This is a genomic window from Acinetobacter sp. 479375 (genome assembly GCF_000581715.1).
Taxonomy (GTDB): Bacteria; Pseudomonadota; Gammaproteobacteria; order Pseudomonadales; family Moraxellaceae; genus Acinetobacter; species Acinetobacter ursingii.
The window spans coordinates 1-17,919 of record NZ_JEZN01000019.1 but is presented as its reverse complement, the minus strand read 5'-3'; the positions used below and the strand labels follow the sequence as shown (position 1 = coordinate 17,919).

Sequence of the window (17,919 nt, the reverse complement as noted above, 5' to 3'; positions counted from 1 at the left end):
TACCCAATCAACTTTTTTTAAATCAGGTTGTTGAAGATCGATAACAATCATCAAAAAATTTCTACATTCCTCATATAGTCTTAAGTAAAATTCTTCAAACTTCAAAGCATCTTTTGATAACGGTAAATGTCCATGAAAACCACGTCTCCTTCTCCATACAAAGGTCAGCACGGCATCAAGCGCATTCTCAATGCGACAAGCTATTCCATTTCGGGTTTTAAAGCTGCATTTAAACTCGAAGCCGCATTTAGACAAATTATCTTGCTGAATATTGTGTTATTGGTGGTGAATTTCAGTCTGGATTTTAGCCCAGTTGAACGGATTTTACTGATTGGCGTTGGTTTCATTGCCATTATTGTTGAATTATTTAATTCTGCGATTGAAGCTGTGGTGGATCGAATTTCACTTGAAAAACATGAACTGTCTAAAAATGCCAAAGATATGGGTAGCGCTGCTCAATTTGTTGCCTTAAGCCTGATCGCAATCACTTGGTTGATTGTTTTATGGGGATAAAAATAATATCTCTAATTTTATGATGGGCAAGGCAAAAAAATCAAAGATGCTTATACCTATTTAAATAAGCTATAAACATCCCAATATCAAAGCCATATTTTACAAAGTTTAGAAAGGAAAAAAGTAAATAAGGAGACCCTAAGCTTTTAGCCAATAGGCTAAAACAAAAAGTGAGCTATAGATCAAGATTTTTCAAAAATACCCATGGAAAAATACCTTGATCATGTCCATCACTAAAACAGATTTGAGCGCCATATCCCTGATCAAACATAGCGGTAACTTGCACAGTATGTGCATCTACAACCGCTTGGTGACGTAGACGTTTGGCCTTACAGAAACCGCAAGGACAGATTTCACGAAGTTGTTGATGGCTGATGAACAGATCCTTATCTGGCCATTTGAATGCAACGGTGTGTTGCTGTACATCGACATGGATATTCGGTTTAAGTTGCATGCGCATATTCTCGAATCTGATCCAGACCGATACGAATTGCTTTACGTACTTCAGGATCAGGATCCTGTTCATGATCGCGGAGTAGTTGCATAGATTGCTCGCCACCAATCTCCCCCAGTGCCAGTGCAACTTCCTTACGTAAATTACTGATCTCATGCTTGAAATTTTCTGCCAGACCCTCCAATGCCAATCTGGATTTTAACAACCCCAGACTTCTGGTCACCGCAATTCTGACCTGCCAGTATGGATCCAGCAATAATGGCAATAAGGCTTGCTCAAGTGCAGTCGCCCTAAGTTTACCGATGGTCAAAGCTGCTTCGACCCGCAATTGCCAATCAGGAGCGTGTAAAGCACTTTCTAATGCAATGCTGACTTGCGTCGATATCTGCTGAGTATAGCTCAGCCCCCCAGTCGCAATACGACGTGTTTCTTGATCAATATCGTTCTGAGCAATATCAGCCAAAATGTCTACGGCCTGCTGCTGTTGCAACCAGCTTAAAGCACTGACTGCCTCGCGACGTACATGAATATCGCGATGTTGGGTATGTTGCAAAATACGGTCATATGAAGCAATTGATCGTAATGGTTTAAGTGCACGTAATATGGCAATTTTTACCATGCTATCGTTGGAGTCCAGATAAGCTGCAAGAATCTTGGCAGATTCAGGATTTTTTACTTCACTCAGGCTGTGTGTCGCCGCATCGACCACCATCATTGAGTCATCATTCAAGGCATTTGCCAATGCCTGTAAGGATGCAGGATCTTCCCAACCCTCTAGTCGTTTTGCCGCTTCCTGACGAACGATTACTGCGGGATCATGCTGTAGTGCATAATGTAACCATGGTAAAAGTTCTTCGCGTTCTTCTTCTGCAATGTGCATCAGGGTAATGAAACGAATTTTTTCATCATTTGTATTCAACTGCCTAAAAAAATTTTGATTATCTTCATCAAGATCAAGCACTTGTGGGTATTGAATAGACATGTATTATCCTTTTACTATGTTATGAATGCAGCTGTTAACCCTCTAGATCATTCTTCCAATAAATTATTTCAATAAATATGGAATATTGACCTGAATCGCATCTGTCGGGCAGTCCTTTTCACACGGCATGCAGTACCAGCATTCATCAAACTGCATAAAGGCTTTTTGGGTATGCGGATCAATCGCCAGTAAATCCAGCGGGCAGACATCTACACAAACCGTGCATCCCTTGTCAGCAATACATTTATCTTCATCGACCAAAACCGGAGCGACGCTACGATGATTAATTTCTTTAAAAATAAGTGCCATTTGTCATGATCCTTCTATTTAACCTGTCACAGTTTCTTTATGCGTTTTCTGGATACGAAGCTGATCATAGGACTGCGCTTCACTTTCATGAATCGGAATCACATAGGGTTCAATGGCCTTCTTAAAACTCACCATGTTGCCATGTTCATCTTTTTTCAAATGGGCATGACAAAACCAGTTTTCGTTATTTTTTTCGGGAAAATCTGCACGGTAGTGGTATAAGCCCCAACGACTTTCAGTCCGAAAGAGTGATGCTCTAGCTGCCATTTCAGCGCAGTCCCGAATCACAGATACCTCTGCGGCGCGCATCAACTCATGTGGGTTGTGGACCGCAATCTGCAAAATATCCTGCTTGATTTCTTCAAAACGGCGCAAACCGATTTCCATCTTTTGTCGTGTTTTGGGCGGCTGTAAATAATCATTCACAAAGCGACGTAATTTATATTCGACCTGTTCAGGTGATAACCCTTCCTGACGAGATAACGGTGCATAGATTCTGGCTTTTTCCAGTTCAATTTCCGCCTGATTGAGGTTACTGTCTTTGACATCCATCACATATTGCGCGGCATTGACCCCAGCAAACCAACCATAGGTAAATGCACCTAACATATAATTGTGCGGTACAGCGGCCATATCACCCGCACTATATAAACCTTTGACCGAAGTTTCCGCTTTCTCGTTCACCCATACGCCTGATGCACTGTGCCCACTACAAAAACCAATCTCGGAAATATGCATCTCGACCATATCTTGACGGTAATTTGTACCTCGCCCCTGATGAAAACGACCTCGGCTCGGACGCTCATTGCTATGTAAAATCTCCTCAATCGTCTGGATAGTCTCTTCCGCCAGATGATCAACTTTAAGGAATACAGGACCATTGCCACTTTCCAGTTCCTGATAAAATTCCCACATCATCTGTCCGCTCCAGTAATCACACTCAATAAAGCGTTCACCTTTACTATTGGCGGTGTAACCGCCTAGTGGTCCAGTAACATAAGCACAGGCAGGACCGTTATAATCCTTAATCAGTGGATTAATCTGAAAGCATTCCAGATTGGATAATTCCGCACCAGCATGATAAGCCATGGCATAACCATCACCCGCATTGGTCGGGTTCTCATAAGTACCCATGAGATAGCCTGATGCTGGTAACCCCAGACGACCTGCGGCACCGCAGCATAAAATGGCAGCTTTGGTTTTGATCACATAAAACTCACCAGTACGACAGTCAAAACCGAGTACACCATTAATCGCCCCCTGTTCATTCTTCAACAGCTTGGTGGTGACAATACGATTATTAATTTTTACCTGCGCACGCTTGAGCTGGCGATACAACACTTTCTTTACATCATGCCCTTCAGGCATCGGTAATACATATGCCCCCATGTGGTGGACTTTTTTAACTGCAAACTCGCCAGTTTCATCTTTCTCAAATTTAATTCCCCATTCATTCAGTTGCTGAATGGTTTTAAAACTATGTTGAGCATAGGCATAAATCGTGGTCTGGTTGACGACACCATCATTGGCAATGGTAATTTCCTTGGTATATTGTTCTGGCGTGGCATAACCGGGAATGATGGCATTATTCAGACCATCCATGCCCATTGAGATTGCACCACTACGTTTTACATTGGCCTTCTCAATCAGCAAGACATTAAGAGCAGGATTTTCCTTTTTGGCTTTAATCGCCGCCATAGGTCCAGCCGTTCCTCCACCAATCACCACGATGTCAAATTCCAGATATTTAGTTTCCAGACTTGAATAATCGCTCTGGACATGATTCGTTTGAGATTCCATATCTCTCTCCAAAATGACAAAGCCTGTGATCATTCCAAAAGCGTTGTCATCACTTAAAATATGTTTGTAAATAAAAGTTCGGAATGGATTGATCCGACATTCTTCCTAACGATAAATACGTAACTGGTACTGAAAACTTTCCCCTGAAAAATACAAAAACTCATAATCCAGCGGATGGTTTTGGGCATCATGAGTCAGGCGTTCAACCCTTAGGATTGGTGTATGCACATCGATTGACAGCAGTTCAGCCAACTCATCGTCGGCAGTAATCGCATCGATATTGAGATCGGCATAACCCAGTGGAATCTGTAAATCCTCTTCCAGAGATTTGAAAATATCCGTGCTGCGCAAATCTACCTGTTGCTCGAATAATTTTTTGCCGAGGACTTCGGGTAAATAAGTCAGTTCATAAGACACTGGTTCGTTGTTTAATAGACGAACCCGTTTGATTTCAGTGACTTCGCTACGGACAGGCAACTTAAGCTTTGCCGCAACTTTTAAAGGTGCCGCCACAAACTTTACCGATAACACCTCATTGACAATATGATGTCCCGAATTAGACATTGCCTCGGCAAAGCCCTGTAATTGGCTAATGTTCTGATAGGCTTTGGGTTTACTGACAAATGTCCCCTTGCCATGAACCTTAAAAATCACGCCTTCCTGTGACAACCTGTGCAAAGCTTGTCGAATCGTAATTCGACTCACATTGAATTGTTCCGATAATTCATGCTCGGACGGAAGTTGTGCTAAAGGAAGGTAGGTTCCCTCATCAATTTTTGCCAGCAATTGCTCTTTGACTTGTTCATACAACGGTCGCTGGCTATTTGGCTTGCTTGTTTGTTCTATCATGTCGATAAACTTGTTATAACAACTTGGTTAAATAATAAGTTGAATTTTTTTCTGCTTAAAATAAGGATTCCTCATATACTTAGTTAAAAAGTAAAAATAAATATTAACTAAGAAAAAAATAAGAATTAATAATATGATTTTTATAGATTATTAAAATTTTTATCAGATTTAATGCAATCAATATCAAAATAAAAGATAAAGAAGATCGCAGTTTTAAATAGCTCGACTTGTATTAGTTTAATTTCAATAAAATGTCTAAAATATTCTAAGTGGATCTGAGAATTTACTAGACTTCTTTCATCATGGTTGAAACCCTCTTTATTTTTTCCCATAAGGAGAAATAAAAGAGACGGATGAAAGAAATTTATTCATCAATCAGCAAAAAAGATTAAAAACCTGATCATAGGATTAGCTTGATTCATTTAAAAGGATCAACATTTTGTTTTTCATATTTCATATATAGAAATTATATTTACTTATTTTTAAGAATAAAGAATTAGGCATAGCATATTGTTAATACTTATGATGATTAACGATAAGGATGTTTGTTTCATGAATGCCAAAATTAACACACCAGACCATTTACCATCTTCTGAGAAAGTGTCTTCAGCGCATATCTTTCAACAGGCACAACAATATGCAAAACAACACGAGCTTCACTTTACCGGTAGTGTCTCTCCCGTAGATGCATGGCATTTAATTCAACAGGAACACGCCGTTCTGGTTGACGTTCGCACCAATGAAGAACGTAAATTTGTCGGCTATGTTCCAGAAAGTGTGCACGTCGCTTGGGCAACCGGTACTGCTTTTAACCGAAATCCGCGCTTCTTAAAAGAGCTTGAAAATAAAGTCGGTAAAGATAAAACCATACTATTACTTTGTCGTAGCGGCAAACGTTCGGCGCTTGCCGCGGAAGCAGCATTTCATGCAGGTTTTCAGCACATTTATAATATTTTAGAAGGGTTTGAAGGTGATCTGAACGAACAGCAACAGCGTAATAGTCATAATGGTTGGCGCACGCACCAACTGCCATGGCAACAGGATTAACTCAGCATTTATACAGCCAATCATCTCAATCACTAAATCAAGGAATCAATGTGGCCAAATGGGATATCTCTCCTGTTGTGCAAGGTTTACAACAGGCGCGTCATGAATGGCGTGAACGTCAAAATCGGATCAAGGAAATCGGGGGGCGTGAGTTACCATCCAAAGAGATTTTAAAATCAATTCTTGAGGATTTGTGTGGCATCCTTTTTCCAATGCGTCTGGGGCCAACAGATTTACGTCAGGAAACTGAGGATTATTATATCTCTTATACCTTAGATCGTGTTTTGAATGGGTTATATGCTCAAGTAAAACTGGCCTTGGACTATGAGTTAAAAACCAAATCTAGACCTTCATCCAGACACAGTGACGGGCATGATCAGGTAGAAATCAGCCAAAAAGCAGAAATTATTGTTCAGGATTTTGCCAATACCTTGCCACAAATACGGCGCTTATTGGATGCAGATGTTTGCGCCGCCTATGAGGGCGATCCGGCTGCACATAGTGTAGATGAAGTCTTGCTGTGTTATCCGGGTATATTGGCGATTATTCATCATCGTCTGGCTCATCAGCTCTATCCGCATGTTCCTCTGTTATCAAGAATTATTTCCGAACTGGCACATTCTGCGACCGGCATTGATATTCATCCAGGAGCAAGCATAGGTTCAGGTTTCTTCATTGATCATGGCACTGGTATTGTCATTGGAGAAACGTGCGTTATTGGTCAAAATGTCAGAATTTATCAAGCGGTCACTTTAGGCGCTAAACGTTTTGAAACAGATGCAGATGGGACGCTTAAAAAAGATTATCAACGTCATCCGATCGTAGAAGATCAAGTGGTGATTTATGCAGGTGCAACGATACTGGGCAGAATCACGATTGGTCGAGGTTCGGTCATTGGCGGAAATGTCTGGCTGACACATAGCGTACCCGCTGGTAGCCAAATTTTGCAATCGCCTTCTGAGTCACATCACCAGCAAAAAACAGCTTAACATCCAATTGATTTTTAAAAATATGAGGTTTTTAATTAATAACATGGGTTGTAAAGAAAATTAAATCTCTTTTTTATAATATTTTCTCATAAATATATATTTATGAGGAATAAGTGAAATATTAGCAGGAGGTTATATTAATTTATTATTTTTAAAAACTTATAAAGCAACTTAGTCTGCTAAGAGAAATAAAAACTCAATATTTAACGATTTACCTTATAAATAACATGACTGTCATATCAGGAAACCTTATCCATGACAAAAAACACCGACAAAGCGCAACTTGCACTTGGGGATCATGCAGCTAGACAGCTCGCAAATGCCACTAAAACTGTTCCCCAACTTTCAACAATTACACCACGCTGGTTGACTCATCTCCTACAATGGATTCCTGTTGAGGCAGGTATCTATCGGGTCAACCGCGTCAGTAACACCGATGATATTCAGGTTGCCTGTACACAACGCGATGAAGCCACCCTCCCACAGACCTTTGTCGATTATGACCCTCAGCCAAGAGAATATTTTCTGAATGGCGTTTCTACTGTTCTGGATATTCATACCCGTGTCGCTGATCTTTATAGTAGTCCGCATGACCAGATTAAAGAACAACTGCGTTTAACGATTGAAACCATTAAAGAACGTCAAGAAAGCGAACTGATCAATAACCCTGAATACGGTTTATTGGCCAGTGTTTCAGATGAACAACGTATTTCAACACTGAATGGCCCCCCTACACCAGATGATCTGGACGATTTGCTGCGTAAAGTATGGAAAGAACCTGGATTCTTCCTTGCGCATCCAGATGCAATTGCAGCATTTGGTCGTGAATGTCCCCGCCGTGGTGTACCGCCACCAACCGTCAGCCTGTTTGGTTCACAGTTCATCACATGGCGCGGGATTCCACTGATTCCTTCAAATAAAATCCCAGTTGAAGACGGTAAAACCAAAATTTTACTGCTTCGGGTGGGTGAAAAGCGTCAAGGGATTGTGGGACTATTTCAGCCGGGTCTTGCGGGCGAACAATCCCCAGGCTTGTCCGTTCGCTTTATGGGAATTAACCGTAATGCGATTGCATCCTATCTGATTTCTCTGTACTGCTCACTTGCGGTATTAACCGAAGATGCTTTGGCTGTATTGGATGATGTGGAGGTCGATAAATATCATGACTACCCAGTTAACTACAAATAATATTGCGGGTAGTCCAAACAGTGAAGTGGCTGGAATCTCACCTCCAGCCCACTTTCCTGATGAAGCCACCCTTTCACGTCTGGCAAGCGAATTTTTTGCCGCATTGCCAAGTTCTGGTGGTCATTCATCAGGTCTCAATCTGGACTTACCCAATGTCGGTACGCCGCCCCATGCGCCACAGCCCATCGAACCTGTGGCGGCATTGAGTGGACGTGCACCTAATATTGCTTACCAGAAAAGCTTGAATCCAGAATATCCTGAGCATATCCCCAATTATCCGGATTATCCTGAACGGCGTGCGATCGCCTCTTCTCCTGTGATTGGAGGAGCTAATTTACCACGTCCACCGATTGAACCTCATTTTCCACAAGTGATTCATCAGGAGCCAAATGTTCCTTTGCTGAGCCCAAGTGCGCCATCAAACAATGAATCCTCTCCTTTTTATTTCTTAAATGATTTTTCTGCCCCAACCACCTCGAGTTCAGATTTTGATGTGACAAGTCATACCACACCACAATCATTTCAGTTGCCCCAAGGGGAAACACTCAACGTGCTGTTACGAGAGGACAGTCCAAAGGTTGCAGCGGGAAATCAACCACATACGCCGTCATCAGGATTTTACTTTCTTGATATTCCCAAAGTTGATCAGCCCTATCAAAACTATGTACCCTCTCAATCCACATTTCTGACCAATAGTGCTCAACCCCTCGATGTACAAGCGATACGCCGAGACTTCCCGATTCTTCAGGAACGGGTGAATGGGCGGCCTCTGGTCTGGTTTGATAATGCAGCCACGACTCAAAAGCCACAAGCAGTGATTGATCGGATTGCTTATTTTTATCAGCATGAAAATTCTAACATCCATCGCGCAGCGCATGAACTTGCGGCACGTGCAACAGATGCCTATGAACATGCCCGTAATGTCGTTGCCAGATTTATTGGCGCATCGTCTTCCAAGGAAATCATTTTTGTTCGTGGAACTACGGAAGGCATTAATTTAATTGCCAAAACCTGGGGTGAACAAAATATTGGTGAAGGTGATGAAATCATTGTGTCGCATCTGGAACACCATGCCAATATTGTGCCCTGGTATCAACTCACCAAAAAGACCGGAGCCAAATTACGGGTGATTCCTGTTGATGATAGCGGTCAGATCCTGCTTGAGGAGTTACCTAAACTCATCAATGAACGTACCAAACTCATCTCCATCACACAAGTTTCCAATGCCTTAGGAACAGTCACACCTGTTGCTGAAGTCATTAAAATTGCGCACAGCAAAGGGGTTCGTGTATTGGTCGATGGCGCACAGTCTGTTTCACATATGCCAACCAATGTTCAAGCCATTGATGCTGACTTCTTTGTATTTTCAGGTCATAAGGTATTTGGGCCAACGGGTGTGGGCGCTGTTTATGCCAAGCCTGAAATTCTGGAGAGCATGCCGGTCTGGGAAGGCGGTGGCAATATGATTGAGGATGTGACTTTTGAACAAGTGATCTATCAACCTGCGCCAAATAAGTTTGAAGCGGGTACAGGTAATATTGCAGATGCGGTGGGTCTTGGAGCTGCACTGGAGTATGTAGAACGCATTGGCATTCAGAATATTGCCCGTTACGAGCATGATTTACTTGAATATGGTCAACATGCCTTGAGTAGCGTAACTGGTTTACGCCCTATTGGAACAGCCAAAAACAAGGCCAGTGTGATGTCCTTTGTTCTGGATGGCTATTCTACGGAACAAGTGGGCAAAGCTCTGAATCAGCATGGCATCGCTGTGCGTTCTGGACACCACTGTGCACAGCCTATTTTACGCCGTTTTGGGGTTGAACAAACAGTCCGCCCATCGTTGGCTTTTTATAACACCACTGAAGAAATTGACTTAATGATCTCGGTTTTACATCAGCTTAGTCGAAACAAACGTGGTTACTAAATCTATGAAAGTTATAAGTTCAAAGCTGCTTTTGCAGCTTTTGACTTAACCCAAGTGCTGCTTAGAATCATTAGTTTGCTTGGGCCACTCAACTAATCGCTTTTGCTCTTTTTCATATCAATTTTTTATCTGTAATTCAAATTACAAGAGATGGTGGATAAGAGTGAATTATCAAGAGCTGACTAACATAGAACAGTGTGTATTTACGCAGGATTTGTATAGATAATAACTTGTTTTAGGAAAGTCAGTAATAAATCTCTGAATAGCCACTGATTTTGTAAACAGCATTAACTTAGATATGGACTGCCACAACTCTCCTAGACAAATTTCGTCTATTCTTTTTGCATAGGAGAAAACATTATGAGTGGGCAACGATATACCCCAGAATTTAAAGATAAAGCTGTAAATTGATTACCGAATGTGGATATTCTGTCACTGATGTTGCAGAACGTTTGGGCGTATCACAGCACAGCATTTATAAGTAGTTAGCCCCCTTCACCTCGTATTTCAAAATTAGCAATGTAATCATTCAGTTTGGAACATACCAATATTTTCTGATCATCATCAATCAAAAATAAATGGTAATTATTATCATTTATATTTAATATACGTATACCTTAGCAATTTTTCTATGCGAGGCTCTTAAATGAAAGAAGCCCATACATTTATTCAAGATCATAATGAATGTTTTAGTTGTCTCTATGCAGAAAACTATGCATGGTTGTCACGTTGGTTATATCGACATTTAACTTCTACACTATATTTAGAAGATATTCTTCAAGATACTTTTTTAAAGTTATTCATTTCTAAACAAGCACATCAAATTCGAGAACCCAAGGCATATCTGGCTTCTACTGCCCGCTGTATTGCAATTGATAAAGCACGTAGAGAGATTATCGAAAAAAAATATCTAGAATTCTTAAAAGATAATCCCAATACCACAATACAGGAATCACCTGAACAAACCCTGATCGTCATTGAATTATTACAGAGAATTACTTTAGCGATTAGTGACTTACCTGATCGACCAAGATTATGCTTATTATTGTATTATATAGAAGGACTTAAACAGGCTGATATTGCAAAACAGCTTAATCTGACCACACGCACTGTACAGCATGATTTAGCCAAGGCTATGGTACATTGTCATCAATGGATTCAAAAAAACACCTGATTATCTCTTATGAACCAGCATTCACAACAGTCCACAGATGAAGTATCTGATATTGAATTGATGGAACAGGTAGCGATCTGGCTATTGAAACTCGAAAGTGAAGATTGTACCGAGCAGGATCGTATTGATTTCATTCATTGGCAACAGCAAAATCCAAAACATGTTGAAATACTGAAACAAATGCAGAATACCTTTGAGCAATTCTCAGGCTTAAAAAAACAGTCTAAATCGATTCCCTATAAAGTGATTGAGCAGACCATTCAGCAATCAAAAACTAGATCTATTTTTAAATCCAATCCAATATTCATTGTTATCCTGACAACATTATTAACCAGTACTTTTTTATGGCAGATCCTACCCACTTCTTATTGGTTAGCAGACACTCGAAATAATTATAATCAATGGTCTGAACATACATTAACTGATCATTCAGATATTAAAATTAGTGGAAATTCTGCGTATAACATTTTATTTGATAAAGAAAACCGTATCATTGAATTGCTTAAAGGTAATATTCTGATCGATGTTGCAAAAGATACAAATCGTCCATTTATTATCAAAACAGAGTCTGCCCAGATTCGTGCATTAGGTACACGTTTTATTGTACAACATAACAAGCAGACCACTGTATTGACTATGCTGCACTCAACCACAGAAGTTACAGTCAAATTAGCAAATGGACAATCACAGGTACAACAGGTTCATGCTGGAGAACAGATTATCATTGATCAGGATGGGTTGCATCCTAAGCAAAATATTTCTGTTGAATTGACAGAAAAAGCATGGAATGAACAAATGCTGATGATTAATCTGATGCCACTTGATCAATTACTCAATATTTTACAAACCTACGAAAAACAAAAGCTTAAATATGATGCCGCAACCTTACATCCAATTGAAGTCACTGCCACATTACCTCTTGATGGAACTGGTTTAAAATTATTACAACGTAGTTTACCCATTACAGTCCAAACCGATATGTTTGGACGAAAAGTTATTCAAAAAAAATAAAATTCTTTTTAAATCAAAATTTAAAGAACAATATTAAAAAATATTTACCTTTTTATTTCGTGTTTTTGCTTCTCATCCGTCCTACATATGAAAAATGCAAAAGTTTAGGCTTTTTATCTGTCATTTCATTCTTTGTTCGGGGGACCAAAATGAAAGAAACCCATCATCGTTCCAGTTTTATCGTGAAACCCATTGTACTCTCCATTCATCTTGCTTTAAGCTCAGGCTTGATCTTATCTAGTCCATCGGCTTTAGCTAAAAGCAATCAGAATATCCGTTATAACATTCCAGCAGGAAAGTTAAATCAGGTTTTAAATCAGTTTGCAGCTGTTTCTGGCGTTGCTATTTCCATGAATGCTACTGAACTTTCCAAAATTCAGAGTCAGGGACTAAATGGAACATACACCATTGAACAGGGCTTTATTACCTTATTAGCAAACACATCTTTAAAAGCACATAAAACAGCTGATGGTTATATTCTAAAAGATCGAGTAGTTTCCAAAGATACAGCCCCGCCTACCTTCCGCTCCTCCTCCCAGCAGAATGAAGTATCTTTACCCATAATTACTGTGACTGCTGACCAGACCAATCCTTATTTGGCAAATAGTCCAAGTTCCGTCGCAACCAAAAGTGAATTAACTCCCAGGGAGACACCATTTACCATTAATCAGGTATCACAAGAACTGATTCAAGAACGTGGTGATCAGTCAATTTTTGAAACTCTAGAAAGTTTTGCAGGAATTACCAGTGCCAGTAATCCAGGTAACATCGGACAAGGTATGAATCGTAACCTGAGTGTGCGTGGTTTTGAAATGGGACAAACCCTACTCAATGGTCAACGCATGTACAGTACAACAGGAGATGCACAAAACACCGATAATTTAGAAAGAATTGAAGTATTGCGAGGACCTGCTGGATTGTATTACGGTTCTGCCGAACCTGGTGGTGTGATTAATTTAAGTTATAAAAAGCCTAAAGCAGAAGCTGCTTATCAATTCATTACCCGAACCGATAGTAAAGGATCTTACGGTGGTATGTTTGATGCTACAGGATCGCTTACATCCGATCAAAAATTACGTTATCGGGCAGTTGTTAGTTATAACCATCGTATTGATGATCAGGAACATACATGGTCAGAACCCCAAAGTGGTATGGTCGCATTAAGTTATTTACCTACTGACAATTTTGAAACTTCTTTGACCTATGAAAGACTAGAGACAAATTCTATTCCTGAACGGGAAAATAATTCGATTGATTACCGAACAGGAAAATTTTATGACATCCCGAGAGATTTTTTCTGGGGAAGTCTTGATGATCTTGCAACACAAACCACAGATAATATTTTGTGGGATATGAAATGGCAGCTTTCAGATGCCCTTAAAGTAAGTGCTAACTGGAATATTCAACAAACTACACAATTTTGGCAAATTACTCGTTCCGTTACAGGTAAAGGTGGAGCATCCGATTTAGAGGGTAATGTTGACCGTTTTGTGAATGCTCGTGATGCTAAAGGTCATAGCTATTCTGGAAATATTGATATCAGTGGCAAATTCAACCTCTGGAATTTTGAAAACCAATGGTTGGTTGGAGCTGGCTTAGGTTCAACTGATAGCAGTGCAAGTAGCGGAAGGGCTGTATCATCAGGTTCAAGAATTGGTCAAAAAGCTCATGTCGGCACAATCAACATTTATGACCCGATTTATCATGACTGGAATCACCGTGAACTGATTTATGCTGATGCCCGAACGCCTAGGGGTCAGCAGGAAGATAAAAACGTGTATTTACAAAATGTTCTCACTTTTCCTAATCAAAAAACTCGTCTGATGATAGGTGCGGGATGGACAGAATATAAAAGTACACCAGGTGTCGTAAGTACAACCGATCCAGTTAGAACTGAAAAAAAATGGACTCCTCGCATCGCAATAATGCATGACGTACTGCCAACTGCTACAGTCTATGCCAGTTATGGTGAAAATTTCACCCCAAATGACTTAGGCAAATATGATATGGCAGGGAAACAAATTACTGATGCTGTCCTTTCAAGCCAATTTGAAATCGGTTATAAGCAGGAACTTTTCAATCAACAAGCTTTGGTCAATTTGGCACTATTCAGACTGGATAAGGAAAATATCCTTTCCATGGTACAAAAAGATGGTGTGAGTTGTAATGCTGACCTAGAAACCATTCCTGATACGGCAGGGGGTTATGATCCAGTAAATTCAGATTGTCGTTATGCCTTGAATGGACTGGAACGTTCTCAAGGTGTGGAACTCAGTGTATCGGGTCAAATCAATGATTGGTGGTCAACTGATTTTTCATATGCCTACATCGACGCAAAATATAAAGAAGCAGATAATCCTATAAATGTGGGTCGCACCAAACCAAACATCCCTGAGCATAATTTTACACTTTGGAATAATTTCAAGCTCTATGACACTGACAGTTTTGGTCGTGTAAATGCAGGGATTGGTGTAAAAGCATGGAGTAAAGCCCACGATGCATGGGTACAGGACAGTTCAACTGAAGAAATTCGCAGCAATATTAACCCAGGTTACACCCTTGTCGATTTATCCCTATCATGGACAAAACAACTGACAGATAAACAGAAAGTTAATCTTGGATTTACTGTCAAAAATGCTTTGGACAAAACCTATTATGACCGCAGTCGTTTTGCTAATAGTGGCACGATTATCTGGGGTGATGAACGTCGTTATTTGCTTACTGCAAAGTATGATTTTTAAGTTAGGTGACGTTCATGCAATTCAAAAATTTTAATCTCCCCCTATTTCATCGATGGTCAAGTCTACCTGTACTGACTCGTTATCGTCTGGCCGTATTTTCTCGTTGTACAGCAGCAATCTTTGCAGGCTATTTACTTGCTGCATTATTCACAATGGTACTCAGTCTAACCTTACCGCTAGAGAAACCTGACATGGTACGGGTGGCAACCATGTTGTCATTTATCATTCACACCATCGCCATATTGTGGGTTTTTTTATGCCGTAATGCACTACAAGCTTGGTTGGGACTTTTAATTCCCAGTCTGTTCTGCTGGTTCATCTATTTAATTCTTCAGGTGGCATGACATGAGAATAGACAATAAAAAAGAAAGTGTACGTCAATCCATGTCATGGCTGCATACATGGTCAAGTCTGATATTAGGTTGGCTACTTTATGCAATTTTTGTGACAGGCACGTTAAGTTTTTTCCAGAATGAAATTAGTATCTGGATGAAACCTGAATTGCATCAGTCCCTCAATAATCATAACCCAGTACAACAAACAGAGCTTGCGCTTAATTATTTACAGGAACATGCACCTAATGCTGCTGCATGGACGATTAATTTACCTAATGATCGACAAACCACACTAGAACTGAGTTGGCCTAAACAAGGTAGTGGCGGAGAAAATCGTCGTGGTGGTGAAAGACGTACTTTAGATGCTGTCACAGGCGAAGAAATTCACGTCAGAAAAACTCAAGGCGGAAGTTTTTTATATCGTTTCCACTTTGAATTGTATGCCATGCCCCGTACATGGGCGAGATGGATTGTAGGCATCGCTACTATGTTTATGCTGGTTGCCATTATCAGTGGTATCATTACCCATAAAAAAATCTTTAAGGATTTTTTTACGTTTCGTCCAAAAAAAGGACAGCGGTCATGGCTAGATGCTCATAATGCTACAGCCGTAATTGCCCTACCTTTTCATATCATGATTACCTTTAGTGGATTACTGTTACTCATGTATATGCTGATGCCATGGGGTATCACTGCGGCCTATCAACAAAATCGGGATGGATTTATTGCTGATTTGCGTAGTCAGGGTAAGCCACCTCAAGCAGCAGTACGAAATGAAGACAGGCAAAGAAATCGTTCAAGAGAACATCGAAAAAGTGATCAGTCATCTCAGCCTTTGGCATTCACTCAAATAGAAGATATCACGCCTTTTATTCAAAAAGCCCGACAGGAATTCGAAGATATTCCTCTTAGTAGCATGACCATTAAAAACCCAAATACAAAGCGGGCTGAAATTGAGCTACGAGCAGCTTATTCACAAAGTTTACTAAAACGGGGCTCTGCTGAAACAGTCAGCTTTAATCTTAGTAGTGGTAAAGTAATTGAGCCAGAGTATCGAGCAACTACTGTGGCCCGAGAGGTTTATAGCGTTCTTACCACATTACATGTTGGGCGTGGAGCAGAAAGTTTATTGCGCTGGCTATTATTCTTGTCTGGAATCCTAGGTACAATCATGATTGCCACAGGATTAATTTTATGGGTGGTTAAACGCTTACCTGAACGGAAAAAATTAGGCAGTACACCTTTTGGTCATCGCTGTGTTGAGGTAACAAATATAGCAGCAATTGCTGGACTTCCTTTGGCAATTGGATGTTATTTCTGGATAAATCGCCTGCTACCATTACAGTTGGAAACTCGAACTTTGTGGGAAATCCGCTGTTTCTTTATTGTATGGCTATTGTCTTTTATCCATGCCGCCTTACGTCCTACTCGTCAGGCATGGCTTGAACAACTTTTCATTACCACGTTATTGTTTATCCTGATTCCAATTTTGAATCCATTGACTGGTGGGCGTGGGTTATGGAGTAGTATTTATCACGAACAATGGACTGTAGCCTCTTTTGACTTGATGTCACTGGCTCTGGCCGTTGTCTTCCTGATTTGTTTTATCAAAGTCAAAAATAAACCTGCTCCAATATCCAAACAGCAAGTTCAGGGAGGAACATGTCTATGATGTTCCTTATCCTAATATTTTTACAAATCATTGCGTTAAGCTTTATTGCTTTTAGCATAAGTAAACACCAAACTCAAATTTTTAATCGTAAGTTTTCAGATGTAGCCAATCGTACCTTATGGTGCATTGGATATTTACTCTTGTGTACAACAATGTATTTTGCATATTACATTTGGCAACTGAGTGTTGGCATCTGTATCTGGTTTGGCGGCTTAAGTTTTGCTGCTTTAGGCGTAGGTTTATTCATTACTTACTACCCTAAAAAGGAAATAGCCAATGACTAAATCAATGCAAGGTTTACTGTGACTAGGAAACTTGCATTTGACCTTGAAATCTTAAGAGAGTCAATTCAAAGCCTGCATCTACTGCTGCAATCCTTTTTTGAATATCTCGAACATTATTCAAGTTATGAGTCAACTGAGACTGTTCCCTTTTCGCTTCATCTGGGCATGATAGAATGGCGAGTTTGGATGTTTTACATGTCAACACGCCCTGATTTTAAAAAAAATTAAATTAGGGGCTGTACTAGATTAGCGTTGTTTTAATCTATGAAAATGAAGCTAACCAACTGTAAATTCAGCAAGAAAATACAACTTAAACTACTCGAGTTTTTTGTGCTTGAAGTGACAGCCAGATCAGCAGCAGATTTACTAGGGATTCACCCTAATTCTGCTGCTCTCTTTTATACCAAAACTCGTAAGATAATCGCCTATCATTTAGGGCTGGAAGCCCTCGAAGTGTTTGATGGTGAAATTGAACTGGATGAAAGTTATTTCGGTGGCACACGCAAGGGAAAACGGGGAAGAGGTGCTGCTGGAAAAGTGATTGTGTTTGGTTTGCTTAAACGAAATGGAAAGGTCTATACGGTTATTATCCCCGATACGAAATCAAGCACCTTAATGCCTGTAATTTCAGAGAAAATAACTCC

General features: G+C 40.2%; 17 protein-coding genes and 1 pseudogene. 13 read left to right on the top strand and 5 right to left on the bottom strand.

Translation table 11 applies throughout. The annotated features are described in order from the left end of the window. Positions 1-132 precede the first annotated feature (132 nt). A complete protein-coding gene (locus J500_RS13360) occupies positions 133-513 on the top strand; it encodes a diacylglycerol kinase (protein ID WP_004998595.1) in 381 nt (126 codons plus the stop codon). Between the two features lie 175 nt (positions 514-688). Here J500_RS13360 and J500_RS13355 read toward each other — a convergent pair whose 3' ends face one another. The 5 genes from J500_RS13355 to J500_RS13335 all read right to left on the bottom strand — a co-directional run bounded on the left by J500_RS13355 (position 689) and on the right by J500_RS13335 (position 4,907). Further along, positions 689-967: a gamma-butyrobetaine hydroxylase-like domain-containing protein gene (locus J500_RS13355; RefSeq protein ID WP_004998596.1), complete on the bottom strand. Its 279-nt coding sequence runs from the start codon at positions 965-967 to the stop codon at positions 689-691. Continuing rightward, positions 957-1,949 carry a HEAT repeat domain-containing protein gene (locus tag J500_RS13350; RefSeq protein ID WP_004998599.1) on the bottom strand — a complete coding sequence of 331 codons (993 nt, stop codon included), beginning with the start codon at positions 1,947-1,949 and terminating at the stop codon, positions 957-959. Before J500_RS13350 ends, J500_RS13355 begins: the two co-directional genes overlap by 11 nt. A gap of 63 nt (positions 1,950-2,012) precedes the next feature. Then, a complete protein-coding gene (locus J500_RS13345; protein ID WP_004990164.1) occupies positions 2,013-2,258 on the bottom strand; it encodes a 4Fe-4S dicluster domain-containing protein in 246 nt (81 codons plus the stop codon). An 18-nt stretch (positions 2,259-2,276) separates the two neighbouring features. Continuing rightward, on the bottom strand, positions 2,277-4,016 hold the full coding sequence (locus J500_RS13340; RefSeq protein WP_034700009.1) for a fumarate reductase/succinate dehydrogenase flavoprotein subunit: 1,740 nt from the start codon (positions 4,014-4,016) through the stop codon (positions 2,277-2,279). A 147-nt stretch (positions 4,017-4,163) separates the two neighbouring features. After that, positions 4,164-4,907, bottom strand: coding sequence for a GntR family transcriptional regulator (locus J500_RS13335; protein WP_004998605.1), 744 nt, complete (start codon positions 4,905-4,907; stop codon positions 4,164-4,166). Positions 4,908-5,459: 552 nt separating this feature from the next. Between J500_RS13335 and J500_RS13325 the strand changes: the two genes are divergently transcribed. The 12 genes and pseudogenes from J500_RS13325 to J500_RS13275 form a co-directional block, all read left to right on the top strand. After that, positions 5,460-5,954 (top strand): rhodanese-like domain-containing protein, encoded by a 495-nt coding sequence (locus J500_RS13325; RefSeq protein WP_004998607.1) that lies wholly within the window; start codon positions 5,460-5,462, stop codon positions 5,952-5,954. 50 nt (positions 5,955-6,004) lie between these two features. Next, positions 6,005-6,943, top strand: coding sequence for a serine O-acetyltransferase EpsC (epsC, locus tag J500_RS13320; protein ID WP_004998609.1), 939 nt, complete (start codon positions 6,005-6,007; stop codon positions 6,941-6,943). A 255-nt stretch (positions 6,944-7,198) separates the two neighbouring features. Next, positions 7,199-8,131: a family 2A encapsulin nanocompartment shell protein gene (locus J500_RS13315; protein WP_034699991.1), complete on the top strand. Its 933-nt coding sequence runs from the start codon at positions 7,199-7,201 to the stop codon at positions 8,129-8,131. Further along, positions 8,106-10,058, top strand: coding sequence for a family 2A encapsulin nanocompartment cargo protein cysteine desulfurase (locus J500_RS13310; protein ID WP_004998611.1), 1,953 nt, complete (start codon positions 8,106-8,108; stop codon positions 10,056-10,058). Before J500_RS13315 ends, J500_RS13310 begins: the two co-directional genes overlap by 26 nt. 360 nt (positions 10,059-10,418) lie before the next feature. Next, a pseudogene (locus J500_RS17730) lies at positions 10,419-10,540 on the top strand (transposase); the annotation flags it as partial. Positions 10,541-10,704: 164 nt separating this feature from the next. Next, positions 10,705-11,232 carry a sigma-70 family RNA polymerase sigma factor gene (locus tag J500_RS13305; protein WP_004998613.1) on the top strand — a complete coding sequence of 176 codons (528 nt, stop codon included), beginning with the start codon at positions 10,705-10,707 and terminating at the stop codon, positions 11,230-11,232. 9 nt (positions 11,233-11,241) lie between these two features. Further along, positions 11,242-12,243 carry a FecR family protein gene (locus J500_RS13300; RefSeq protein WP_004998617.1) on the top strand — a complete coding sequence of 334 codons (1,002 nt, stop codon included), beginning with the start codon at positions 11,242-11,244 and terminating at the stop codon, positions 12,241-12,243. Positions 12,244-12,392: 149 nt separating this feature from the next. Then, positions 12,393-14,984, top strand: a complete 2,592-nt coding sequence (locus tag J500_RS13295) for a TonB-dependent siderophore receptor (protein WP_004998621.1) — start codon at positions 12,393-12,395, stop codon at positions 14,982-14,984. Between the two features lie 14 nt (positions 14,985-14,998). After that, the gene (locus J500_RS13290) at positions 14,999-15,328 is read left to right on the top strand and encodes a DUF3649 domain-containing protein (protein WP_004998624.1); all 330 of its coding nucleotides are present in this window, start codon (positions 14,999-15,001) and stop codon (positions 15,326-15,328) included. Position 15,329: 1 nt separating this feature from the next. Next, positions 15,330-16,991, top strand: coding sequence for a PepSY-associated TM helix domain-containing protein (locus J500_RS13285; protein ID WP_004998626.1), 1,662 nt, complete (start codon positions 15,330-15,332; stop codon positions 16,989-16,991). Beyond that, positions 16,988-17,275, top strand: coding sequence for a DUF3325 domain-containing protein (locus tag J500_RS13280; RefSeq protein ID WP_004998629.1), 288 nt, complete (start codon positions 16,988-16,990; stop codon positions 17,273-17,275). The genes J500_RS13285 and J500_RS13280 overlap by 4 nt, the downstream gene beginning before the upstream one ends. Before the next feature lie 270 nt (positions 17,276-17,545). Further along, positions 17,546-17,919 (top strand): IS1595 family transposase (locus J500_RS13275; RefSeq protein ID WP_034700000.1); only part of this gene is annotated, 374 nt, incomplete at its 3' end.